Raw genomic sequence first — 18,693 nt, 5'->3', positions numbered from 1 at the left:
GTGAGCTGAAAAAGCGTCAATCAAGGCACGAGGAGCGCCTTTTAGTTGTTCTAAATAAGCGACGAGCAACGCAGACCGGCGCGCACCTCCCTGGCGCGCCGGCATACAGTCCATCCGTGGACATAAGTGGCGCTTTTTCAGACACACCCCGAAGGGCTGGGACTATTTTTGCGCCCGCCTGCGTTGTCAATCACTTATGTAGGAAGGCTACACGGCGTTCTTTCCGCCTTGTCGGACACAAAAATAGCCACCAGCAGTGGTGGATATGAAAGATCAACAAGCCCTAGCATAACGATAAATCAATTGTTAAACCAACTCTTTTCATGGCGTTGCCGGTTCAATCACCTCGCCGGAGTATGCTTTTAGGCCCCCACCCAATGCCTTATAAAGTGTTAACTGATTACGTAACCGTGCCAGTCGGGTATCAATTTGAGCTAACTGGGCATCAATATGACTGCGCTGCGCATCCAGAACTTCCAGATAGCTGTCCACCCCGGCACCGTAACGGATTTGAGCTAATTCCAGGCTGCGATTGGTTGCTTTGGTTAAATCCTGTTGAGCATCCAGCTGAGCATCCAGGGTTTCTCTTGCCTGCATTTCATCAAGCACCTCTTTGAATGCCCGCTGAATGGTTTCCTGATAACGGGCAATATTGATGTCTTTTTCTAACTCAGCGACATCCAGGTTTGCATCATTCACACCCCAATCAAGTAAAGGAACTGATAGCTGTGGAGAAATCTGCCACAAACGATTACCGCTATCACTCAGATCAGAAGGGGTTGAGCCACCAATACCAATGGCGGTTGTCAAACTGATACGTGGAAAAAAAGCTGCTCTTGCCGCACCAATATTGGCATTGGCAGCTTTAATCTGATGTTCGGCCTGCATCACATCCGGTCTGGCCAACAACACTTCAGAAGACAGATTTACCGGTAAGTCCTGCAATAATGGATCATCATCTTCCCAATCAGCCTGCCAATGCTGACGATCCAGTCTCTGTCCAACTAACAACTCCAGCGCGGTAAAGTTTTGATTGGCTTGCTGCTGAAAACTCGACTCGGCAATACGCGCTTCATGTAATGCTGTTTCAGCTTGTCTTAACGCAAGTTCTGATGCCAGACCAGACTCAAAGCGTTTGTTGATCAGTTCATAACTTTCTTCCCGGGCTTCGCGTGTGGAGCTGGAAAATTCCAGCTGGGCAACGGTGGCCTGCCAGCTGAACCAGGCATCGGCCACTTCAGAAACTAATGTCAGCTGAATACTTCTACGGCTGGCCTCACTGGCAAGAAACTGTTCCAGAGCGGCTTGCTGCAAACTGTCAATCCGACCAAAAAAGTCTATTTCCCAGGCCGAGATTCCAACACCAATCTGGTATTCCTCATAAATTCCACCGCCACCAACAGTCTGGGTGCCGGAGCTAACGCCTTCAGGTACGCGTTGACGAGTGGCGCTTGCAGTGCCATCGACTGCTGGCAAAAGTTCGGCACGTTGGATTTTGTACTGTGCACGCAATTGCTCTACCTGCAACACCGTGGCCCGAAGGTTACGGTTATTTTCCAGTGATAATGCAATCAGTTGTTGCAGCTGCTCGTCTTGGTAAAATTCCTGCCAGCCTGTGTCAGCAGCTAACGAGGCATTAACGACAGCCTCACTGTTTTCCAGCATCACTGGATTTGCAGGACGTTGATAATCGGGAATCATCGAGCAGGCGCTGAGCACTGCTGATAATGTCATTACAGAAATCAGTTTCAATTTGGCATTCATGCCGATTCTCCTTGAGAAACCTGCTGTTTAGCAGGTGTTTTACCAGTAATTTTTTGTGCCAATGTAAAGATCACTACAAAGAACACAGGAATAAAAAATATTGCCAGGCTTGTTGCTGCCAGCATGCCGCCGAATACGCCGGTACCAATCGCATTTTGTGCACCACTGCCTGCACCGCTTGCTAACATCAGCGGAGTTACCCCCAGCATGAAAGTAAGTGCTGTCATGGCAATTGGGCGCAGACGCATTCTGATGGCTTCCAGTGTCGCCTCCGATAGCGACTTACCCTCTTCATAAAGGGATTTAGCAAATTCGACGATTAAAATGGCATTTCGAGCCGATAAACCTATGGTGGTTAATAGGCCAACCTGAAAGTAGATGTCATTGGACATTCCTCTGCTTAAGGCAAACAGCACAGCTCCAAGTACACCCAGCGGAACCACCAGCATGACAGAGAAAGGTACCGACCAGCTTTCATATAAAGCGGCTAAAAACAGAAATACCACCAGAATCGATAACGCATATAAAAGTGGTGCCTGGGCCCCGGATGCACGTTCCTGTAAAGACAGAGCCGTCCATTCATAGCCAAAGCCCTCAGGTAATTGATCAACCAGTTCTTCCATGGCTTGCATGGCTTCACCTGAGCTTAATCCTGCGGCGGCTTGTCCCTGAATGTTCATCGCAGGAACACCATTGTAGCGTTCAAGGCGTGGTGACCCGTATATCCATCGCGAATCACTGATGGCTGATAAAGGGACCATCTCTCCACTACTATTACGCACATACCAGTCTCCTACATCTTCGGGCATCATGCGAAACGGGGCATCACCCTGTACATAGACTCTTTTGACACGACCTTTGTCAATAAAATCATTTACATAAGTGGATCCCCACGCTGTTCCAAAGGTGCTGTTGATATCATCCAACGAGACACCAAAAGCCATGGCTTTTTGGTGATTAATATCAATTTTGAATTGGGGGCGATCCTGCAAACCGCTGTGCCTCACCTGATTTAAACGTGGATCCTGATTAGCTTGAATTAACAGAGTGTCTCGGGCTTTGACCAGTTCTTCATGACCCATGCCACCTAAATCCTGCAACATCATATTAAAGCCACTGGCATTACCCAGCTCACGAATGGGAGGAGGGGCAATAGCAAAAGCCACCGCATCTTTAAACTGACTGAAATAGCCCGAAGCACGATTGGCAATTGCCTGAGCACTTTGTTCTGGCGCTGTGCGCTGATCCCAGCTTTTTAAATTAACAAAAATCAGACCACTATTCTGTCCGCGACCACTAAAGCTATAGCCGATAACAGAAAACACTGATTCGACATTATCACCTTCCTGTTCAAGGTAATAATCTTCAATGCGATTCATCACTTCAATAGAACGCTGTTTCGAGGCGTTGACCGGTAACTGCATTTCAGTAAATAAAATGCCCTGATCTTCATCCGGGAAAAAGGACGAAGGCAACTGGGTAAATAAGTAGGCCAGACCTGCCACAATCAATAGGTAAATCAGCATAACGCGTGCAGAACGTTTGATCAGATAGCCAACGGCATTCTGAGTTCCCTTGCTGGTTTTTTCAAAGCTGCGATTAAACCAGCCAAAAAAGCCACGTTTTTTGGATGGGTCGTGTTTAGCATCTTTTAATAATGAAGCACATAGAGCTGGGGTGAGCGTTAACGCGATCAAAAGTGATAAAGCCATTGCCGCAACAACGGTAATGGAAAATTGCCGATAAATGACCCCGGTTGAGCCCGGGAAAAAAGCCATTGGAATAAACACGGCAGAAACCGTTAACACAATACCGACCAAAGCTCCGGTAATCTGATCCATCGACTTACGCGTGGCTTCTTTGGGTGATAAACCATCTTCATGAATAACACGTTCGACGTTTTCCACCACCACGATGGCATCATCGACCAACAGCCCGATGGCCAGCACCATGGCAAACATGGTCAGCATATTAATGGAAAAGCCAAACGCGAAAAGGATGCCAAACGTTCCCAAAATAACCACTGGAACGGCAACCGCCGGGATCAGCGTGGCACGAAAATTCTGTAAGAACAGATACATCACCAGGAATACCAGAATCATGGCTTCAACCAGAGTCTTGACTACCCCTTCAATGGATATTTTGACAAAAGGAGTGGTGTCATAAGGGTATGTGACTTCCAGGCCTTCAGGGAAAAACGGTTCAAGTTCGGATATTCGGTCACGGATCATTTGAGCGGTTTCCAGCGCATTTGCACCCGACGCTAGTGTGATGCCCAGACCGGCAGCTGACTGTTTGTTGTATTCGGTTTCAAATTGAAAGTTTTCACCACCCAGTGACACATTGGCTACGTCTTTAATGCGGATTTCCGATCCATCCTGGTTGACACGTAGCAGGATATTTTCAAATTCACTAACCGTCTCCATCCGGGTTTCAACCACTATGCTGGCGGCAATCTGCTGTCCTTCAACAGCTGGTGTTCCACCAATCTCACCCGCTGCAATCTGGACGTTCTGCTCGCGAATCGCGTTAACGACATCTTCGGTGGTTAATTTATAGTTGGCCAGATTGTTGGCATTTAGCCAGATCCGCATCGCATATTGCGACCCGAACAAATTAATTTGCCCAACCCCATTTACCCGGCTGACAGGGTCCTGAATATTAGCCGCCACATAGTCGGCAATATCATAGCGATCCATTTTTCCATTATTGGAAACAAAGCCCAATACCATCAAAAAACCGGTACTGGATTTAGTGATCCGAATCCCTTGCTGCTGAACATCCTGAGGCAATAAAGGCATGGCTGCCTGCAGTTTGTTTTGCACTTGAACCTGAGCAATATCCGGATCAGTATCTGCCTGGAAAGTGACCGTAATCTGGCCAACACCACTGGAGTCACTGGTGGAGCTGATATATTGCAGATCATCCAGTCCGGTCAGGTTTTGCTCGATTACCTGAATTACTGAATCTTCTACTACTTTGGCTGAGGCGCCAGGGTAGGCGGTACGGATTTCAATCGCTGTTGGAGCTATACCGGGATATTGTGCTATCGGCAGCTGAAAAATCGACAGCAAGCCAGCCAGCATGATTAATATCGCAATAACCCATGCAAATATCGGATGATCAATAAAAAAACGTGCCATGATTACTCCTGAGCCTGCTGGAGGGAGGTTTCAGTTTCAATCTCAATCTCCACGGCAGAATCGACGGCAATTTTTTGCAAACCTTCCACAACTACTTTTTCTCCACCGGAGAGCCCGTCAGAGACCAGCCAGTTATGATCAATGGACTGTCTGACTTCTATTGGCCGTTGTTCAACAATATTTTCATCGTTTACCAACATTACGCTTGCGGTTCCCTCGCGAGAAAACATCACGGCTTTGTGGGGAACCAAAATGGCGTCAGGCATGGTTCCTTCATTGATTTCAGTTTTGACATACATGCCTGGTAACAGCAAGCCATCCGGATTGGGGAATTTAGCCCTCATCACCAGACTGCCAGTATCTTCATTGACATTAACTTCAGAGAATTGCAGTTCACCTTGATGTTGATAGGTTGAGCCATCTTCCAGCGTTAATTTAACTTGCACGGTATCTTCTTCTGAAATTCTCCCGGAGAGTAATTGCCTGCGTAAACGAAGCACCTCTTTTGATGCCTGCGATATATCGACATAAATCGGGTCGGTCTGCGTTATGGTGGTTAAAGGTGATTCCTGTTGTGCTGTGACCAGGGCACCTTCGGTAATATTCGACCGTCCAGTGCGACCATCTATAGGGGCATTTACCTTGGTATACCGTAAATTTATTTCAGCAGTTTGAATATTCGCCTGCGCCACGGAAACTTCTGCCTGTGCCTGTAAATACGCTGCCTGGGCATCATCATAATCTTGCTGACTGATGGCTTTGTTATCAATCAGCCCTTTAAATCGTTCTGCACGGGCTTTAGTTGATTGAATATTGGCCCGGGCCCGGGCCAGTTCTGCTTTAGCCATTTGTAAAGCCGCTTGAAAAGGTGCTTCATCGATTTGATACAACTGTTGACCGGCTTTAACGTCAGCGCCTTCTTCAAACAGTCGGTTTTGAATAATGCCATTTACCTGGGGTCTGACTTCAGCCTGGCGGAAAGCTACCGTTCTTGCCGGTAATTCTGTTTTGATCGTGACCGTTTGTGGAATCAGGTTCACCACATCCACTTTCGGAGCAGCTTGCTGTGTATTTTGCTGGGCATCTTGAGAGTCGGAGGATTGGCATGCTGCCATATTGAGCGTCAATAAACTTATCAACATCAATTTTTTAACAGATAAAAAATGGCGTGGCATTTACTACTCCTGATTGTCTTGTCCGTCAGTATCGTCATTCTGTGAAGGCGAGCAGGCGATTGCATCCCAGCTTGCATCAATAATATTAGTCAGGGCATCGTTATCGACTTTGATAACGTCGATTAAATGTTGGCGGGCGAGAAACAGATAAGGTTCAAAACTCAGACTGATCAGAATATCGTCGGATAAGTTTTTAATTTGTTGTGTTGCCCGTCCTTTTTCAAACAAATCCTTAAGCGGTTGAAGCGCATCCCAGGCATGACTACGCTGGCTACGTAAAATATCCGGGGGCAGATGATCAAATTGTGCTTTGCTGTGCGTTATGCAGGGATTTTCGATGCAAAAGCGCCAGAGATTGCAGCACATTCGTCGATATTGTTGTTTGAGTGGTTGCTGCTGATCATGGCCCTCCAGTGTTGCTTTGATAAAGTCATCAATTATGTGGGTATTGAGCTCACGGATCAGTTCATCCCGATCTTTGAAATAAAGATAAATGGTGCCAGTGGCAACACCAGCCTCTTCGGCAAGTTGTTTAATCGAAAAACCATGAAAACCGTAGTTGGAGAGCAACTTTAAGGTGGCACAGAAAATAGCTTCACGTTTATCGGCAGTGCTTTTGGCTGGAGACATAGTTGACTTATTATGAATGAACGTTCATTCATAATATACATGCGTTAAGTTAAGGTAAAGTTAACGTCAGAAAATTTTTACAGTAAGGTGTCCTGAATAATTGGTTCGGATGAGATTAATTGATCGTAAATTGGTTTTAAACGCTGTTTATCCGCTTCCACCAATGAAGATTGATCTGTCCGCTGTTTCATCAGCTGTAAATGACGGGATACTTCTTCTCCAAAGACTTCTGCCGAGATTTTATGTAAGGCCGCAAGTGCTTGCTGCAAGCGAAGTTGCACCTCTATCATGTTGGTACCATCACGTTCGATTGGCATAAAAATATCATCCAGCAGATCACCCAATTCCAATTCTGGCACCCGAACATGGCGATAGATTATCTGCTCATCGCTATCAGCAAATTTATAGCCTTTCCAGGGAACAAGAAGTCGAAATCCACGATTGATAACATCAATAGCGGTGCCGGGATCATTTACGGCAGGGGAAAGTGCCCGCGAGGCTATTTCGGCTAAAACTGACAAACCAAAGCGGGGATCCTGGTCAAATGAACGTTCATTACCTAATGTCACAGCAGAACAGATTTTAGTAATCATTTCATCACTGGTCTCGGTATTTATCCACCCAATAGGCTTGGCTGGGTGTACAAATTCACCTGGTAATGCCAGTACACCGATTTCAGCCTCATATTGTTTGGCGTAATCATTTAATGCACCAACATCAATATGCCGGACATAGCCAATGCTTTTGGCATAAATAGCGTTGGCATTGTCAGGAATATCATTTTTCTCAAAGAGCCTTTTTGCGCGAAAAGTGGGATGTTGAATACGCTGAGTAATGGTATTGGCGGCTGCATTTTCGACCCGCTCGGTGGTTTCTCCCACGCGACCAAGTTGAGAAAGATGTTCAATCCAGCGCAGAATGGTAATGACAATCAAAATAATCACACCGATGGTCACAATAAACAAAATCAGGCGACCATTTTCACCATATTGATCGGTGCTCAAAGCAATAATGCCGACCAGACTATATAAAAAAGAACCAATAAATGTGGCTAAAACATTCTGAGTAGTGGTGTCTTGTTCTACTAGTTTGGTGGCACGAGGTGTTACGTTACTACTTGCTGCAGTATAGGCCGACACCATCACACTTAATGAAAATGTGGTTACCGCTAACATGCTTGATGCCAGGATATCTAAAATCTGCCCGACGGAATCTGAACCGACGCTAAACGGAAATGGGTTGTCGATCATTTGCTGAGCTGGAATGGCAATCAGAGCTGTCACCACTGCGAGCAACGCAAAAAAAGAAGCACGAACCCATAATGTGCGAGTGAGTTGTGTGAGTAACCATTGCCATTTGGAGAGCATGCAGGTGGATTTCCTTAAATAAACTTTATATCAGTTTGTCTGCGATTAGAAAATAAAATCAATGGACATAAAAAAACCACTACACCGCATGGCGGTATAGTGGTTTTGATTCAATTATGTTCAGGGACGGTTATGGAGAGAAAGAAGAACCACAGCCACATGTTGTCGTAGCGTTAGGATTACGGATCACAAATTGTGAGCCCTCCACTCCATCAGTATAGTCAATTTCGGCACCTACCAGATATTGGTAACTCGCAGGATCAATCAATAAAGTGACACCGGATTTTTCGATTTCGGTATCACCTTCACTGACTTCTTCTTCAAATGTAAAACCATATTGAAACCCGGAGCAACCACCGCCAGTGATAAATACGCGCAGTTTTAATTGATCATTACCTTCTTCGGCAATGAGTTCGCTGACTTTTGACGCAGCCGAATCGGTGAATAGAACTGGACTTGGCATTTCGCTCGTCATGATTTACTCCGTTGATATCTAAGATTGTTCATTTATTATCCAATTCTGACTAAAATAGTCAAGTATTATGGTCTCTTTATCTTTAAGCGCTACCAATTATTGAGGCCATTTTTCAGTCAAAACAGAAGCGGCTCTGAAAGATCAACAGCCCCTAGGTCTGTTGTTCAAGGTTTAAATTGGGATCGGTTTGGGAATGTTCAAGGCTCAAGTCGGTTTCTTCCGCTTCGCCGACATGAATTAATTTTCCGTTGACTTCACTGCCAACTGCCATTTCCAGCAACTTATAAAAAACATTGCCATTGATACGTGCTTTATTGGCGAGTTCAATATGTTCAACTGCATATAAATTGCCTTTGACATCACCATTGATAATTTGAAATGGCACCCGGACTTCGCCTTCTATGCGGCCTTTTTCACTCAGCGTTAATAATGCGGGCTCACCTTCATCAGCAGTAATATTACCAGTGATTACACCATCTATTCGTAAACCACCCCTAAAGTGAATATCGCCTTTAAAATGGGTGTTCTCACCAATTAATGTGTCAATACGGGCGGCCTTACGCCGTTTATTTTTTTTGCTGCTGAACATGAATTACCTCATTGCCCGACGGGTGTTTCTGTTTGCCAATCAAAGCTGCGTGAAATTAGTATTTTGTCTTTCTGGCGCAAACTGACGCTGATTTGTTCAGGATCTGATAATTCACCAAGATTGAAGACACCCTCAATAACCTGAACATGACGGAGATTAAGAGGATGCTCGGTGATGTTGAGATCGATCGCTTTGGCCTCGTCGCCTTCACCTTCAGTATTTTGCAATCGGATAATCACCTCACCGGTAATCGGTTCGCTGATATTTTTACCCTGAGTAATGACCAACCGATAGCGAACTTGATCTGAGTTCTCGGTTTCTGGCCGTAACTGCAAATCGCGGATTTGCAGTTCACTGGTACTGTTACCCTGGGTAATATTTTGATAAAAAAGTAATTCTTTATTTAGCTCAATTACTTTCTTTTGCAGTTGTTGCAATCGATTCTGTAATTGCTGGGCTGTTGCCTGATGCATGGCCTGAACTTGTTCCTGGTTTTGCAGCAGCTCCGACTGTTGTATCAGCTCGGTTTTCATTGCAGCAATCTGTTCCGTCATTTGCTGATTTTGCTCGATCAGCTGGGCTGTATTGCCGCTGTCACGATTAAACCAGTACCACTGGAGAAGTCCACTGATAACGATAGCTATTATTAACCAGACAACAAAGCGCAGCGGGCGCTTTGGTTTTATAACGTAACTATCGAGAGGTGAGCTCATCAGGGTAGGGTTGCTATGTGGTTAATGCCAAGACGCTCATCAAGACCGAACATGATATTCATATTTTGTATCGCCTGTCCTGATGCGCCTTTAACCAGATTATCAATAACTGATAACACCACAACAGTATCAGCATTTTCAGGTTGATGTACGGCTATTCTGCAAATATTGGCACCACGTACACTCCTGGTTTCAGGATGAGAACCTGCGGGCATTACATCAACAAAGGGTTCATCAGCAAAACGTTGCTCAAATAAGCTTTGTAGATCAGTTGATTTGAGTAGCTGGCTATACAAAGTGGCATGGATACCACGAATCATCGGTGTGAGATGAGGTACAAACGTCAGACCTACTTCGGTGCCATGCATCTGATTCAGACCCTGACGGATTTCAGGTAAATGACGATGACCGGCAACGGCATAGGCCTTCATATTCTCGCTGGCTTCAGTCAGCATAGTGCCAAAGCTGGCTTTGCGTCCGGCGCCGCTGACACCTGATTTCGCATCAGCAATCAAATGTAGTGGATCAATCAGCCCAGCTTCCAGCAAAGGCATATAGCCTAACTGCACAGCAGTCGGATAACACCCGGCAACAGCCACTAACTGTGCTTCGCGAATGGCTTCACGATTGAGCTCTGGCAATCCATAGACGGCCAGTTCTGCTAAATGTGGGCAGGTATGGGGAGTGTTATACCATTTCTCCCACAACGGGATATTCTTCAGTCGAAAGTCAGCTGATAAATCAATCACTCTAACGCCACGATCGATTAACGATGGCACACTTGCCATAGCAACGGTATGAGGGGTGGCAAAGAAAACCACATCACAGGCCGCTAATGCATCGTCATCAGGAACGGTAAAGCACAAATCAACATGGCCGCGAAGGTTAGGATACAAATCACTCACCGGCATACCAGCTTCGCTGCGTGAAGTGATGATCTCCAGAGAGACCTCAGGATGAATGGCTAATAAACGAAGCAGTTCAACACCGGTATATCCCGTGCCACCAACAATTCCTACTTTAATCATACGTATTCTTTGTAATGAGTCAGGTTCCACATCATAAAAGAGCTGCGGCGAAATCTAAAGCTTTACCTGATTAAACTGCTGCTCTAATTCGTATTTGCGGTTCAGGAAAAACAGACTCGAATAAGGTGCCTTAGGCACAAACTGTAATTTATCAATGAAATAAATCGCAGGTTTATGACCCGTATTGTGTTGAAATAATTCAGCCAGAAGCGGAATGAGCTGCGGATCACCGAGATCGGTTTTAACGGTTTGTGACTTCAGGCTTAATGCCAGTTGAGCACCGGTAATCTGCCAAATAACCGAGAACGTGGCTGACTCTGGTCTGGAGGGTTGGATCGGATTTATTTGCCAACGCTGTTGCTGTCTTAAAAGTTGATAACAATCGCATTGCACTACCGCATCACCCACGCTATTACTAATAAACAGTTTCAACTGGGCAAGGATCTGCGCTTCCGTTAATGATGGATAGGCAAATTGCTGCAGACGTCCGAGTTCATCAATAACATAGATCTCTGTGGTATCTGTCAGGCGATAGGCAAACAAACTTACTGTCTGCGGTTGTTGATATAGCAGCATCGAATTAAGCAGATTGTCACTATCCAGATAGCTATCGACGCGGGTCGGCAGGTAATGTTTTTGTTCCTCTGCGAGAGCATGCTTGAGGTCTTTTTCTGCTGCAAACTGTTTTATTTGCAGTTGATCATCTTGCCATTGCAGCTGAGATAGATGGTCTCCCAGCAGCATCAGATAACGACCTTGCCTTGGATGATATTGATAATGGGTCAATACGGCGTCAAACAATTGCTGCAAACGGGTATTAATCGCCTGACCAAAAAAGCCGGTGGCGCACCAGCATGAAATATGGCTGCTCAGTTGTGCGGTTGGCTGCCATTTAAGTACCTGGCTTAGGGCTTCAGTGACCGCATTATTGCCATCAAAACGGTAATGATGCCATTGTCCCCAACTGGTATAGAGCAACAGATCCAGACTGCTGACAAGATTCTGTCTGTTTGAAGTATAACTTAAGGGATCATTGTTCAGACTGGCCATCTGTATCGGACCACTTTGCTGGATATCATTACCAGTCGTTTGCAGATTGGCAAACAGCATTAAACGCTCCGCTTTAGCCGGTTGCAGAAATACTTCCTTACTCTCGACGCTCTGATGCAACGGTAATGATGATTTCAACAAGTTTTGGGTCAGTTCAAGTACCAGATTAATGTTTATCTGCTGCTTTTGATCTGCCACTCTTAACCAGCTACGTGTGGTCAGAATATGATTGCGAACGGCCCACACCAGAAGATATGTCAGCGATTTATGCTGTTTCAGGCCAACCTGTTTCGCGTCATTAAGCGGTATTGAGCTGAGTTTCCATTCCATTTGATCAGTGAACCGGTAAAGGTAAAGTTGCTCCGGCCCATCTGTCATTTGTAGCGCAACTGGTAATTGTTCAATAATTGACTCGGTAGTATCCAGCGATAGCGCGAGTGCTTTTTCCAGCACCTTGAGCTGACTCGCATCGCTGCCCGGATGCTGCCTGGCAAACTGCTGCAGATCTGATGCGAATCCATTTAGTTTTGGGCTAAGACTCGACCACCATTGATGACGTTGGGGATAATCCCAGGTTGAACGGCTATCTTCTTTTTTTAAGGTTTCTGCCGACCAGTTCCAGTCTTTATAAATGCTTTGCAGGCTATGGCGGCGCCAGGCAAACTGGGGATGTTTTACCTGTTGGGATAAGCGTTCTCCACACAAAACATAATAAGCCTGCCTTGCTAGTTGTTGCACATCATTCGCTGCGTTTCTTTCTATTTCGGTCAGTTTGAGACTGGCAGGTTCTACTTGCAGACTATCGGTTTCGCCATGCTCGACCTTTTCTTTATAGCGGTCAGACAAATGCACAATCCCAGGAAATAATTTCAATTGAGACTGTATAAAGATTAAATCCAGAAATGCTGTTACATCACCATCAATAGCTTTGCTAAACATCTGGCAGGCCTGATTAAACAGGTGCTCAGGATGGGGGGAGCGATCAAAACCAAAATTCAGCAAACTGATTTGGGTTAAGCCTCTTTGCGACAATAACCTTTCAGCAATTTGCAAATATGTCTGATGTTCTTCGCTGGTAATTAACCACCAAAGCGGGGCGCTGCCGGCAATACACAGACCCTGTAAATAAAATGCTTCTCTTTCGGCACTTGAAATAGTCTCGTTTTGGCACTGTGTTTCATCCAGTAATCGAAATCGCAACTCAATGCCCAGCGTTGCCGCCCACTGAACAATACCTTCAACTTTGTTTTGCAAAATAGCCAGTTGATCAGGTTTTAAGGTGGCATGATGCACCAGCCATAGATCAAAGCTGGCAGGGTCTGGATAGCGGATTTGTCCTGCAGGATTAAGCAAGTAGATACCGCGTAATGCATAACGTCTTAATGCTTTGCGGCGATGACTGAAATTTCGATTCAGATTGATAGCACTGTTGAGCGCTTCGCTATCAGGTTGGTAATCCATAATGCCAGCCGGACAGTCATCACTGACAAACCCCGGCAGCAGTTTATGGTTGATATGAAATAATAATGGCAACAGGCGATAGAACATCGCCTGTTTGTGTGGTGCCAGCTCTATTAAACGGCTGATTCGGGCGCGGTTATGTGCCTGAAATACACGTAGAGCCTGGGCGCGATCCACAAGTCACTCAAACTTAGTGGCGGAAATGCCGCATGCCGGTAAAGACCATTGCAATACCATGCTCATCCGCTGCAGCAATGACTTCGTCATCGCGCATCGAACCACCCGGTTGGATTACCGCACTGATACCTACTTCGGCAGCCGCATCAAGACCATCACGGAACGGGAAGAAGGCATCGGATGCCATTACTGCGCCCGGAACAGTCAAGCCTGCATCATTGGCTTTAATTCCAGCAATGCGACTGCTAACCACACGGCTCATCTGGCCGGCGCCAATTCCAACCGTCTGCTGATTTTTGGCATAGACAATCGCATTGGATTTCACAAATTTGGCTACACGCCACGCAAATAGCAGATCAGCCAGTTGTTCTTGGGTAGGCTGCAGTTTAGTGACAACTTTTAATTCAGCCTCGCTGACAATCTGGATATCACGATCCTGCACCAGTAACCCACCTGTCACACGTTTGAAATCAAAATCAGTGGCAGGAGTCGTCGGGAAATCACCACTGCACAGCAAACGCACATTGGCTTTGCCAGCGACAACGGCTTTGGCGGCATCACTGATTTTAGGTGCGATAATCACTTCAACAAACTGACGATCAATAATGGCTTGTGCCGTTTTTCCATCCAGTTCACGGTTAAAGGCGATAATGCCGCCAAATGCCGAAGTCGGATCGGTTTGATAGGCCAGATCATAGGCTGTCAGCAAATCATCTGCTGTGGCGACACCACAGGGATTGGCATGCTTAACAATGACACACGCCGGTTTGTCGTTAAAGACTTTGACACATTCCAGCGCGGCATCAGTATCGGCGATGTTGTTATAGGACAATTCCTTGCCCTGTAACTGGGTAGAGGCACCGATTGAACCGGTTTCAGCCTGCTTCTCCACATAAAAAGCAGCTTTTTGATGTGGGTTTTCCCCATAACGCATCGCTTGTTTGAGCTGGAACTGACTGTTAAATGTACGCGGGAATGCGGCTTTGCTTTTATCAGCCTGAATAGTGCCAAGATAATTGGCAATCGCACCATCGTAGTGTGCTGTATGTTCAAAGGTTTTCAGTGCCAGATCAAAACGGGTGTGATCATCCGTTCCACCCTGCGATTGAATCTGTTCAATGACTCGCGAGTAATCAGCCGGATCTACAACAACCGTCACATCAGCATGATTTTTTGCTGCTGCACGCAACATGGTCGGGCCGCCAATATCAATATTTTCTATAGCGTCTTCCAGCGGGCAGTCTTCACGCGCCACGGTGGCTTCAAACGGATATAAGTTTACGACTACCAAATCAATTGGAGCGATGTCATGTTGCTGCATGATGTCGTCATCCTTGCCCCGACGACCCAGCAGGCCACCATGAATTTTCGGATGCAGGGTTTTAATGCGGCCATCCATCATTTCCGGAAAACCGGTGTGTTCGGAGACTTCTTTGACGTTCAGGCCGGCTTCGCTAAGTAATTTAGCTGTACCGCCGGTGGAGAGTAGTTCAACGTTCAGATCTTGCAGTTGTTTGGCAAATTCAACAATGCCGGTTTTGTCAGAAACACTCAACAGTGCGCGTTTAATCGAGTTCATCAGGATTCCAGATTGGGATTCAGGCTTGTTTACAAGCCGTATTGCTTGAGTTTTTTTCGTAGCGTGCCGCGGTTAATGCCCAGAATTTCAGCAGCGCGACTTTGATTGCCTTGGGTATGGGCCAAGGCGGCTTGTAACAGAGGTACTTCAACCTCGGTCATCAGCATTTCATATAAATTAGCAGGGGAGTGGCCGTCCAGTTGTTCAAAGTAGGTTTTCAGTGCATTGGTGACACATTGATTTAAGGGCGCGTGTTGTTGTTCCGCGGTTACGCCCAGATCAATACAGTCAGCAAATTCGTCGTTCAATGCTTTATTCATGCGGCCAGTGAATCCTTGTCAGCGAGTTGCGCAAAAAATGCATCTGTAAAAGCCAGCTGTTGTTCAGCTTTCTCCAGTGTATTCATTTGTTGGCGAAAGGCATTGCCATTACGTAACCCTTTGCTGTACCAAGCAATGTGCTTGCGTGCCATGCGCACACCGGAATATTCACCATAGAAATCGTACAGCGTGTTGAGGTGACAAATCAAGATTTGTTGCACTTCTGTTACAGAGGGTTCTGCCAAATTCTCACCGGTTTGCAGAAAATGATTTATCTGCTGGAATATCCAAGGGTTGCCTTGGGCAGCCCGACCAATCATCAAACCATCAGCACCGGTTTGCTGTAAAACCAACAAGGCTTTTTCTGGCGTTTCGATATCACCATTGGCAATGACAGGAATGGCGATACGGGATTTGATTTCAGCAATGGTGTCGTATTCGGCATCACCTTTATAGGCATCGGCACGGGTTCGGCCATGTACTGCCAGAGCCTTAATTCCAGCATCTTCGGCAATTCGGGCAATCCTGACGCCATTACGATTATCACGATCCCAGCCGGTACGGATTTTTAATGTCACCGGAACATCAACGGCATTCACTACGGCTTTCAGAATCTCGCCGACCAGCTTTTCATGTTGCAGCAATGCTGAACCGGCCATCACATTACAGACTTTTTTCGCCGGGCAACCCATATTGATATCAATAATATGGGCGCCTTCCGCCACATTATGGCGTGCAGCTTCAGCCATCATCTGTGGATCGGCGCCGGCAATCTGTACGCTGCGTGGCTCTGGTTCACCTTCATGGTTGGCACGTAATAGTGATTTTTTACTGGCCCATAACGCTTTATTGGCAGTGATCATTTCTGAAACCGCCATTCCGGCACCGAGTTTTCGACACAATTGGCGAAAAGGACGATCAGTGACCCCGGCCATCGGTGCCAGAAACAGATTATTTGGCAGGGTATAAGGACCGATAGATAGCGCTTTATCAGCCATGACGAACTCCACTCAAACGCACCCATTCTTCCAGCACAACCGCGTTATCCATCTTAAACTCGGTCTGGTAATGCTGGCTAACGGTTTCCGCCTGCACATCCAGAATCCCCGATAACACCAGTTGTGTGTCAGGTCGGGTTAATTCTACAAAGCGTGGCATCAGTTCCATTAAAGGACCCGCCAGAATATTCGCTAGCAGTAAATCACATTCAACCGTTGGGCAATGCTGTGGCAGGTAGGTCTCGATGATCACACCATTACGTTGTGCGTTGGCTTGAGTTGCTTCCAATGCCTGTGGATCAGTGTCTACACCAATCACTTTATTGGCGCCTAACAAGGCGGCGGCTATCGCCAGGATGCCACTGCCACAACCATAATCAATTACGGTTTTACCGGTTAAATCGGCTTTATCCAGCCATTGCAGACATAAAGCCGTTGTCGGATGCGTTCCCGTACCGAAGGCCAGTCCCGGATCCAGCAGAATATTGACGGCGTTGGGCTGTGGCGGTTCATGCCAGCTGGGCACGATCCATAATTTCTCACCGAAACAGATGGGTTTGAAATTTTCCATCCATTCGCGTTCCCAGTCTTTATCCTCCACGGCTTCAATACGATGGTCAGGCAACTCGCCAATCTGGGAGCGAAGGGCAGTCAGCAGTGATTCTGTGTCTGTCTCGGCATCAAACAGGGCGATGACCGACGTCGCAGACCATAAAGGGGTTTCACCAATAGCTGGTTCATAGATAGGTTGATCAGCGTTATCCTGAAAGGTAACAGCGGCTGCTCCGCATTCAGACAGAGCATCAGATAATGACTCTGCCTGCTTCGGTGAGCTGGTAAAAATAAGTTGGATCCAGGCCATAACGAACGGACTTAAAGTCCGAGTTTCTTTTCAAGGTAGTGGATATTGGTGCCACCGGTCTGGAAATGCGTGTCATCCATAATGTCACGTTGTAGTTCAACGTTAGTTTTAATGCCTTCAATACCAATTTCTTTCAATGCAGTACGCATCCGCGCAATGGCTGATTCACGGGTATTACCATAGGCAATGAGTTTGCCTATTAACGAGTCATAATTAGGTGGAACCTTATAGCCACTGTACAGATGTGAATCCATACGAATACCCGCACCGCCCGGAGCATGATAATGGGTGACCAGACCAGGACTTGGCATAAAAGTACGTGGATCTTCAGCGTTAATTCGGCATTCAATGGCATGACCACGGATAATGATGTCTTCCTGGCTGAATGATAATGGCATGCCAGAAGCAATACGAATCTGTTCGGCAACCAGATCAATACCGGTGACCCGTTCAGTGACCGGATGCTCTACCTGAATGCGGGTGTTCATCTCGATGAAATAGAACTCACCGTCCTGATAAAGAAATTCAAAGGTACCCGCACCGCGATAGCCAATGCGGACACAGGCATCGGCACAGACTTTACCCATGCGAGCACGCATTTCAGGGGTAATACCCGGAGCCGGTGCTTCTTCGACGACTTTCTGATGACGACGCTGCATTGAGCAGTCCCGTTCACCTAAATGCACTGCATTGCCATGCTCATCGGCCAGCACCTGAAACTCGATATGACGTGGGTTTTCCAGGAATTTTTCCATGTAAACCATATCATTACTGAAGGCAGATTTTGCTTCACTCTTGGTCAGGGAAATAGCATTGAGCAGATGCGCTTCACTATGCACTTCACGCATACCACGTCCACCACCGCCGCCGGCGGCTTTGATGATAATCGGATAACCAATTTCTCTTGCCAGACGCAGATTGGTCTGATCATCGTTACCCAGCGGGCCGTCTGAACCGGGAACACACGGAACCCCGGCCGCTTTCATCGCTTTGATGGCTTCAACCTTGTCACCCATCATCCGAATTGTTTCAGAACGCGGACCGATAAAAATAAAGCCGCTTTGTTCAACACGCTCAGCAAAGTCTGCATTTTCAGACAGGAAGCCATATCCGGGATGGATAGCCGTTGCATCGGTAATCTCGGCGGCACTGATCAACGCGGGGACATTCAGGTAGCTGAGGTTCGATGCCGCTGGACCAATGCAGACACTTTCATCAGCCAGTAATACATGTTTCAAATCACGATCCACATCAGAGTGAACAGCAACCGTTTTAATGCCTAATTCCCAGCATGCTCTGAGAATACGCAAAGCAATCTCGCCACGATTAGCGATGACAATTTTATCAATCATGTTGTTTTAT

15 protein-coding genes are annotated in these 18,693 nt (G+C 46.5%); all 15 read right to left on the bottom strand.

Annotated features, from left to right (window positions below):
• Positions 1-321: 321 nt before the first annotated feature.
• Positions 322-1,764 (bottom strand): efflux transporter outer membrane subunit, encoded by a 1,443-nt coding sequence (locus B3S93_RS08840; RefSeq protein ID WP_292402746.1) that lies wholly within the window; start codon positions 1,762-1,764, stop codon positions 322-324.
• Entirely contained in the window at positions 1,761-4,907 is a 3,147-nt protein-coding gene (locus B3S93_RS08835; RefSeq protein ID WP_292402748.1) for an efflux RND transporter permease subunit, read from the bottom strand. Before B3S93_RS08835 ends, B3S93_RS08840 begins: the two co-directional genes overlap by 4 nt.
• Before the next feature lie 2 nt (positions 4,908-4,909).
• A complete protein-coding gene (locus tag B3S93_RS08830; protein WP_292402751.1) occupies positions 4,910-6,082 on the bottom strand; it encodes an efflux RND transporter periplasmic adaptor subunit in 1,173 nt (390 codons plus the stop codon).
• 3 nt (positions 6,083-6,085) lie between these two features.
• The gene (locus B3S93_RS08825; protein WP_292402754.1) at positions 6,086-6,712 is read right to left on the bottom strand and encodes a TetR family transcriptional regulator; all 627 of its coding nucleotides are present in this window, start codon (positions 6,710-6,712) and stop codon (positions 6,086-6,088) included.
• Between the two features lie 77 nt (positions 6,713-6,789).
• Positions 6,790-8,079, bottom strand: a complete 1,290-nt coding sequence (locus tag B3S93_RS08820) for a DUF2254 domain-containing protein (RefSeq protein ID WP_292402757.1) — start codon at positions 8,077-8,079, stop codon at positions 6,790-6,792.
• A gap of 130 nt (positions 8,080-8,209) precedes the next feature.
• Complete coding sequence (gene erpA / locus B3S93_RS08815) at positions 8,210-8,554, bottom strand: iron-sulfur cluster insertion protein ErpA (protein WP_292402761.1); 345 nt, start codon at positions 8,552-8,554, stop codon at positions 8,210-8,212.
• A 151-nt stretch (positions 8,555-8,705) separates the two neighbouring features.
• Positions 8,706-9,143 carry a bactofilin family protein gene (locus tag B3S93_RS08810; RefSeq protein WP_292402764.1) on the bottom strand — a complete coding sequence of 146 codons (438 nt, stop codon included), beginning with the start codon at positions 9,141-9,143 and terminating at the stop codon, positions 8,706-8,708.
• An 8-nt stretch (positions 9,144-9,151) separates the two neighbouring features.
• Positions 9,152-9,856: a DUF6776 family protein gene (locus tag B3S93_RS08805; protein ID WP_292402767.1), complete on the bottom strand. Its 705-nt coding sequence runs from the start codon at positions 9,854-9,856 to the stop codon at positions 9,152-9,154.
• Complete coding sequence (gene argC / locus B3S93_RS08800) at positions 9,856-10,884, bottom strand: N-acetyl-gamma-glutamyl-phosphate reductase (RefSeq protein WP_292402770.1); 1,029 nt, start codon at positions 10,882-10,884, stop codon at positions 9,856-9,858. The genes B3S93_RS08805 and argC overlap by 1 nt, the downstream gene beginning before the upstream one ends.
• A 54-nt stretch (positions 10,885-10,938) precedes the next feature.
• Entirely contained in the window at positions 10,939-13,572 is a 2,634-nt protein-coding gene (locus tag B3S93_RS08795; RefSeq protein ID WP_292402773.1) for a class I adenylate cyclase, read from the bottom strand.
• Between the two features lie 13 nt (positions 13,573-13,585).
• Positions 13,586-15,151, bottom strand: coding sequence for a bifunctional phosphoribosylaminoimidazolecarboxamide formyltransferase/IMP cyclohydrolase (gene purH, locus B3S93_RS08790; protein ID WP_292402775.1), 1,566 nt, complete (start codon positions 15,149-15,151; stop codon positions 13,586-13,588).
• A 29-nt stretch (positions 15,152-15,180) separates the two neighbouring features.
• Positions 15,181-15,471 carry a DNA-binding transcriptional regulator Fis gene (gene fis / locus B3S93_RS08785; RefSeq protein ID WP_292358361.1) on the bottom strand — a complete coding sequence of 97 codons (291 nt, stop codon included), beginning with the start codon at positions 15,469-15,471 and terminating at the stop codon, positions 15,181-15,183.
• Complete coding sequence (gene dusB / locus B3S93_RS08780; RefSeq protein ID WP_292402779.1) at positions 15,468-16,469, bottom strand: tRNA dihydrouridine synthase DusB; 1,002 nt, start codon at positions 16,467-16,469, stop codon at positions 15,468-15,470. The genes fis and dusB overlap by 4 nt, the downstream gene beginning before the upstream one ends.
• Positions 16,462-17,331, bottom strand: coding sequence for a 50S ribosomal protein L11 methyltransferase (gene prmA / locus B3S93_RS08775; protein WP_292402781.1), 870 nt, complete (start codon positions 17,329-17,331; stop codon positions 16,462-16,464). The genes dusB and prmA overlap by 8 nt, the downstream gene beginning before the upstream one ends.
• 11 nt (positions 17,332-17,342) lie before the next feature.
• Positions 17,343-18,683: an acetyl-CoA carboxylase biotin carboxylase subunit gene (gene accC, locus B3S93_RS08770; RefSeq protein WP_292358356.1), complete on the bottom strand. Its 1,341-nt coding sequence runs from the start codon at positions 18,681-18,683 to the stop codon at positions 17,343-17,345.
• Positions 18,684-18,693 lie beyond the last annotated feature (10 nt).

Source organism: Methylophaga sp. UBA3613 (assembly GCF_002375415.1).
In the GTDB taxonomy this organism is placed as follows: domain Bacteria; phylum Pseudomonadota; class Gammaproteobacteria; order Nitrosococcales; family Methylophagaceae; genus Methylophaga.
Note: the sequence above shows the minus strand (reverse complement) of the source record. Positions and strands in the feature narration are given on the sequence as shown.